Below are 5211 nucleotides of genomic sequence, written 5' to 3'. Positions count from 1 at the left end.
CTCCGGCGCCCGCCCCGCGGCCGTCGGCGCCGGCTCCGCCGAGCGCACCCGCTCCGACGTCGTGCGCCGCTCCGCCTTCGCGATCGACTGCCGCTTGCGCCGCTCCGCGATCTCCAGCTCCTCGGCCTTGCGCCCCCGCGCGTTGCGCGCCGCGTTGCGCCCTGCCTGGGAGGAGGCGGGCTTGCGGGGCTCAGACGAGGAGGAGGTGCGGCGCGGCTCGGTCATTGCCCCATTGTCTCAGACCGAATCAGCGCCGCCGCACCTCGACGACTTCGAGCATGCTCTCGAGGCCCTTGAATTCGTCGATGTTCGCCGTGTACAGCGGCAGCCCGTTCGCCACCGCGGTCGCGGCGATCATCAGGTCGTTCTTGCGTGGCTTCGGGTTGCGGCCGATCGCGACGGTCAGCCCGACTAGGGCGTTGAAGGAGTTCGTGGCCTTGTCCCCGAACGGCAACGGGTCGAAGTTTGCGCCCACGGTGAGCAGCTTCGTGATACGCGCTGACCGGTCAGCGGCGTCCCTGGCCATATGGACGCCCATCATCAGCTCGGCCATGGAGATCGCACAGACCTCGGAGACGATCGGCAGCCGCTCATCGGGGATGTCTTCGATGTCGATCAGCGTGCGCGTGTCAAGCAGCCCGATCGGCTTGCGCTCACTCATAGTCCTCGTCGCGGATTCCGTCGTCGTCTCCGAAGAACTCTTCGATGTCGGCACGCATCGCCGCGTAGTCCACGCGCGGGTGACCTGCGAACAGGCGCTTCAACTCGTCCGTGCGCACCCCCCTGCGGCGTCGACCCGTAAGGGGCCGCAGTTCGGCGGTGGGGACGCCGTTGCGCGTGATCGTGATGGTCTCACCGTTCTCGACCGCGTCCATCACGGCGGCGCTCTCGTTGCGCAGTTCGCGCTGTGTAATGGTGCGACCCATGAATGCACCGTAGCACGACCGGCTGGCCGTGCTACGTGCAAGACTTTGTGCTACGCCCTACCGCCCGCGCAGCTCGCGGTACTTCGCCACCAGCGCGTTGGTGGAGGAGTCGTGGGCGTCCGGGAGCGGCGTGCCGTCCGCGGTCAGCTCCGGCTCGATCTTCTTCGCCAGGACCTTGCCGAGCTCGACGCCCCACTGGTCGAAGGAGTTGATGTTCCAGATCGCGCCCTGGGTGAAGACCTTGTGCTCGTAGAGGGCGACGAGCTGGCCGAGCACCGACGGGGTGAGCTTGGGGGCGAGGATCGTGGTGGTCGGGTGGTTGCCCTTGAAGACGCGGTGCGGCACGATCGGCGCCGCGGTGCCCTCGGCCTCGACCTCCTCCTTCGTCTTGCCGAAGGCGAGGGCCTCGGTCTGCGCGAGGAAGTTCGCGGTGAGCATGTCGTGGTGGGCGCCGCGCGGGTCGGCGGCGGCGGTGACCGGTTCGGCGAAGCCGATGAAGTCGGCCGGGATGATCTTCGTGCCCTGGTGGATCAGCTGGTAGTAGGCGTGCTGGCCGTTGGTGCCCGGGGTGCCCCAGACGATCGGGCCGGTCTGCCAGGCCACCGGCTCGCCGTCGCGCTGCACGGACTTGCCGTTGGACTCCATGTCCAGCTGCTGCAGGTACGCGGAGAACCTGGACAGGTAGTGCGAGTAGGGGAGCACCGCGTGCGTCTGGGCGTCGAAGAAGGAGCCGTACCAGACGCCGAGCAGGCCGAGCAGCGCCGGGACGTTCTGGGCGAGCGGGGTGTTCCTGAAGTGCTCGTCGACGGTGTGGAAGCCGGCGAGCATCTCGCCGAAGCGCTCGGGACCGATGGCGATCATCAGCGACAGGCCGATGGCCGAGTCGAAGGAGTAGCGGCCGCCGACCCAGTCCCAGAACCCGAACATGTTCTCGGTGTCGATGCCGAACTTCGAGACCTCGGCGGCGTTCGTCGAGACGGCCACGAAGTGCTTGGCGACCGCGGATTCGTCGCCGCCGAGCGCTTCGAGGACCCACTGCTTGGCCGAGGTGGCGTTGGTGATGGTCTCGACGGTCGTGAACGTCTTCGAGGAGATGACGAACAGCGTCTCGGCCGCGGCCAGGTCGCGGGTGGCCTCGTACAGGTCCGCGCCGTCCACGTTGGAGACGAAGCGGAAGGTCAGGTCGCGCCGCGAGTACTCCTTGAGCGCCTCGTACGCCATCGCCGGGCCCAGGTCGGAGCCGCCGATGCCGATGTTGACGACGTTCCGGATGCGCTCGCCGGTCGCGCCCTTCCACTCGCCCGAGCGCACCTTCTCGGCGAACACGCCCATCCGGTCGAGCACCTCGTGCACGCCGGGGACCACGTTCTCGCCGTCGACCTCGATGGACGCCCCGCGCGGCGCGCGCAGCGCCACGTGCAGCACGGCCCGGTCCTCGGTCACGTTGATCTTCTCGCCCGCGAACATCGCGTCGCGCAGCGGCTCGACCCCGCGCGCCTGCGCGAGCTCCAGCAGCAGGCTGAGGGTCTCGTCCGTGATCAGCTGCTTGGAGAAGTCGACGCTGAGGTCGCCGACGTTCAGGGTGTAGCGCCCGGCGCGCTGCGGGTCGGTCGCGAAAAGCTCGCGGAGGTGGGTGTCCCCGAAGGCCTCACGGTGCTTGGAAAGCGCCTGCCACTGCGCGGTCTCTGTCAACTGCTGCGTCATGTCGACGGCTCCTCGGCCTATGCCATCAGTCGGTTCCGGCTTCGAGAAAAACCTAACACCGGCCCGGGCACCAGGGGTCGCGCGCCGCCGCGCGTACGCTTGCTGACCATGAGCCAGCCATCGCCCGAGCCGCCGCGCCGCAAGATCCTCGTGGTCGAGGACGAACCGACGCTGGCCGACGCCGTGCTCGCCCGGCTGAACGCGGCGGGCTTCGAGACCGCGTACGCCGCGACCGGGCCCGCCGCGATAGAGGCCGCGCGCGCCGAGAAGCCGGACGCGCTGGTGCTGGACGTGATGCTGCCGGGCTTCGACGGGCTCGAGGTCTGCCGCCGGATCCAGGCCGAGCAGCCGCTGCCGGTGCTGATGCTCACCGCCAGGGACGCCGAGTCGGACCTGCTCGCCGGGCTCGGCGCGGGCGCCGACGACTATCTGACCAAGCCCTTTTCCATGCGGGAGCTGATCGCCCGGATCACGGCCCTGCTACGCCGGGTGGACCTGGTGCGCGCGCAGGCGCTCAAGAGCAACGGCAACGGCGACGGACCCGACCCGGGCCTGCCGCTGGAGCTGGGCTCGCCGGGCCATCCGCTCACCGTGGACCGGGCCAGGCGCCGGGTGCGCGCGGACGGCGCCGAGGTGCACCTGACGCCGATCGAGTTCGACCTGCTGCTCAGCCTGGCCCGGCGGCCCGGCCAGGTGGTCTCCCGGCAGGCGCTGCTCGCCGAGGTCTGGGACTGGGCCGACGCCTCCGGCACCCGGACCGTCGACTCTCATGTCAAGGCGTTGCGTAAGAAGATCGGCGCGGAGCGGATCCGCACCGTGCACGGCGTGGGCTACGCGCTGGAGACCGGGCCCGAGGCGGCCTCACCGTGACCCCCCGGCGCTCCGACCGCGTACCCCGGCTGCGCGAGCTGCGCGAACTGCAGCCGCTCGACCGGCTCTCCTCCCTGCGCATCAAGCTCGGCGTGCTCGTCGCGACCTCGGTCATCGTCTCGGCCGTGTTCTCCGCGGTCGGGGTCTCGCTCGGCATCGAGGCGCGCTACGTGGTCACGGTCGCCGTCGTCGCGTCGCTGATCGTCGTCCAGATCCTGGCGCACGGGATGATCGCGCCGCTGCGCTCGATGGCCGCGGCCGCCTCCTCGATGGCGCACGGCGACTACTCCAGACGAGTGCGCGCCACCTCCCGGGACGAAGTGGGCCGTCTGGCTATCGTCTTCAACCAGATGGCCGCGGACCTCGAGGCCGCCGACCGCGCGCGCCGCGAACTGATCGCCAACGTCTCGCACGAGCTGCGCACCCCGATCTCGGCGCTGCGCGCGGTGCTGGAGAACGTCGTGGACGGCGTCACCGAGCCGGACGGCGCCGCGGTGAAGGCCGCGCTCGCGCAGACGGAGCGGCTCGGGCTGCTGGTCGAGGAGCTGCTCGACCTCTCCCGGCTCGAGGCCGGCGCCGTGCCGCTGGACGTCTCCGACTTCGCCGTCGAGCCCTTCCTGGCCGAGGTGGTGCGGCAGGCGCAGACCGCCGGGCGCCCCGTTCGCTACCGGCTCGACGTGCGCCCGCCCACCCTCGTCGCCCGCGCCGACGCCGGACGGCTGCACCAGGTCGTGGCCAACCTGGTGGACAACGCCGCGAAGCACTCCCCGGCCGACGGGCTGGTCCAGGTCTCGGCCCTGCGCACGCACGAGAACATGCTCCGCATCGAGGTCGCCGACGAGGGCCCGGGCATCCCCGAGCCCGAGCGCACCCGCGTCTTCGAGCGCTTCACCCGCGGCGCCGCCGGCCAGACCGAGCCGGGTGGCGGAACCGGCCTCGGCCTCGCGATCGCCCGCTGGGCGGTGGCCCTGCACGGCGGAACGATCGAGGTCATGCCGTCGGTCAGAGGGGCGCTCATCCGGCTAGAACTGCCCGCCGATCCGGCCCCTGCCGCTCCCGAGCAGTAGGGCCCGCTGGGCGGTGGCCCTGCACGGCGGAACGATCGAGGTCATGCCCTGTGCCCCGCACGGCGGAACGATCGAGGTCATGCCCTGTGCCCGCTCGATCCGGGGGGCGCTCATCCGGCTTGAACTGCCCGCCGATCCCGCGCCGAGTGCATCCACGTCGGAATAGTCATCTCGGGCTACCGCATTATGCTCAGTAAGGGTGGTTCAGGTCCCGAGTTAGTGTGACTCTCGTCGCGTTGGCCGGTGCGAACTGCGAATCGCGGCGAAAAGAGCGTAGCCTGAGCACCGCTGCCCGCTGTGAGGAGGAACCGCTCGGGCCCGCTCGCGGATCCCTCGGCTCCCGGCCTTTCTACCGGGCAGTTGAGCAGTCCCCACGCGGATCTACGAAGCGGAAGAGGGCGGAAACCGCCGTGTCGCCACAGTCCACACCGACGACGTCTCAGTCAACCCCGGCCCCGGCAGGCGGCGAGACTCCTCCGGGTGAGTTGGCCCAGTTCGGACCCAACGAATGGCTGGTCGACGAGATCTACCAGCAGTATTTGCACGACCCGGAGTCGGTCGACAAGGCCTGGTGGGATTTCTTCAACGACTACCAGCCGGCCTCCTCCAACGGCGCCACCCCCGCCGGCGTGCCCGCGCAGGCC

At 70.3% G+C, this 5211-nt stretch carries 7 protein-coding genes; 3 read left to right on the top strand and 4 right to left on the bottom strand.

Annotated features, from left to right (window positions below; genetic code table 11):
• The 4 genes from KDK95_RS33885 to pgi all read right to left on the bottom strand — a co-directional run.
• Positions 1-225: hypothetical protein (locus tag KDK95_RS33885; protein WP_372463428.1), on the bottom strand; the 225-nt coding region annotated here is incomplete at its 3' end.
• A 22-nt stretch (positions 226-247) separates the two neighbouring features.
• Positions 248-661: a type II toxin-antitoxin system VapC family toxin gene (locus tag KDK95_RS33880; RefSeq protein ID WP_212522455.1), complete on the bottom strand. Its 414-nt coding sequence runs from the start codon at positions 659-661 to the stop codon at positions 248-250.
• Complete coding sequence (locus KDK95_RS33875; RefSeq protein ID WP_212522454.1) at positions 654-926, bottom strand: type II toxin-antitoxin system Phd/YefM family antitoxin; 273 nt, start codon at positions 924-926, stop codon at positions 654-656. Before KDK95_RS33875 ends, KDK95_RS33880 begins: the two co-directional genes overlap by 8 nt.
• A gap of 57 nt (positions 927-983) precedes the next feature.
• The gene (gene pgi / locus KDK95_RS33870; protein WP_212522453.1) at positions 984-2630 is read right to left on the bottom strand and encodes a glucose-6-phosphate isomerase; all 1647 of its coding nucleotides are present in this window, start codon (positions 2628-2630) and stop codon (positions 984-986) included.
• Positions 2631-2738: 108 nt separating this feature from the next.
• Here pgi and KDK95_RS33865 point away from each other — a divergent pair, with 108 nt between their 5' ends.
• The 3 genes from KDK95_RS33865 to KDK95_RS38445 form a co-directional block, all read left to right on the top strand.
• The gene (locus tag KDK95_RS33865) at positions 2739-3500 is read left to right on the top strand and encodes a response regulator transcription factor (protein WP_212522452.1); all 762 of its coding nucleotides are present in this window, start codon (positions 2739-2741) and stop codon (positions 3498-3500) included.
• Positions 3497-4567, top strand: a complete 1071-nt coding sequence (locus KDK95_RS33860) for a sensor histidine kinase (RefSeq protein WP_212522451.1) — start codon at positions 3497-3499, stop codon at positions 4565-4567. Before KDK95_RS33865 ends, KDK95_RS33860 begins: the two co-directional genes overlap by 4 nt.
• Positions 4568-4788: 221 nt before the next feature.
• A partial coding sequence (locus KDK95_RS38445) for a 2-oxoglutarate dehydrogenase E1 subunit family protein (protein ID WP_212522456.1) occupies positions 4789-5211 on the top strand: 423 nt, incomplete at its 3' end.

This window comes from Actinospica acidithermotolerans (genome assembly GCF_018139625.1).
GTDB lineage: Bacteria > Actinomycetota > Actinomycetes > Streptomycetales > Catenulisporaceae > Actinospica > Actinospica acidithermotolerans.
Note: the sequence above shows the minus strand (reverse complement) of the source record. Positions and strands in the feature narration are given on the sequence as shown.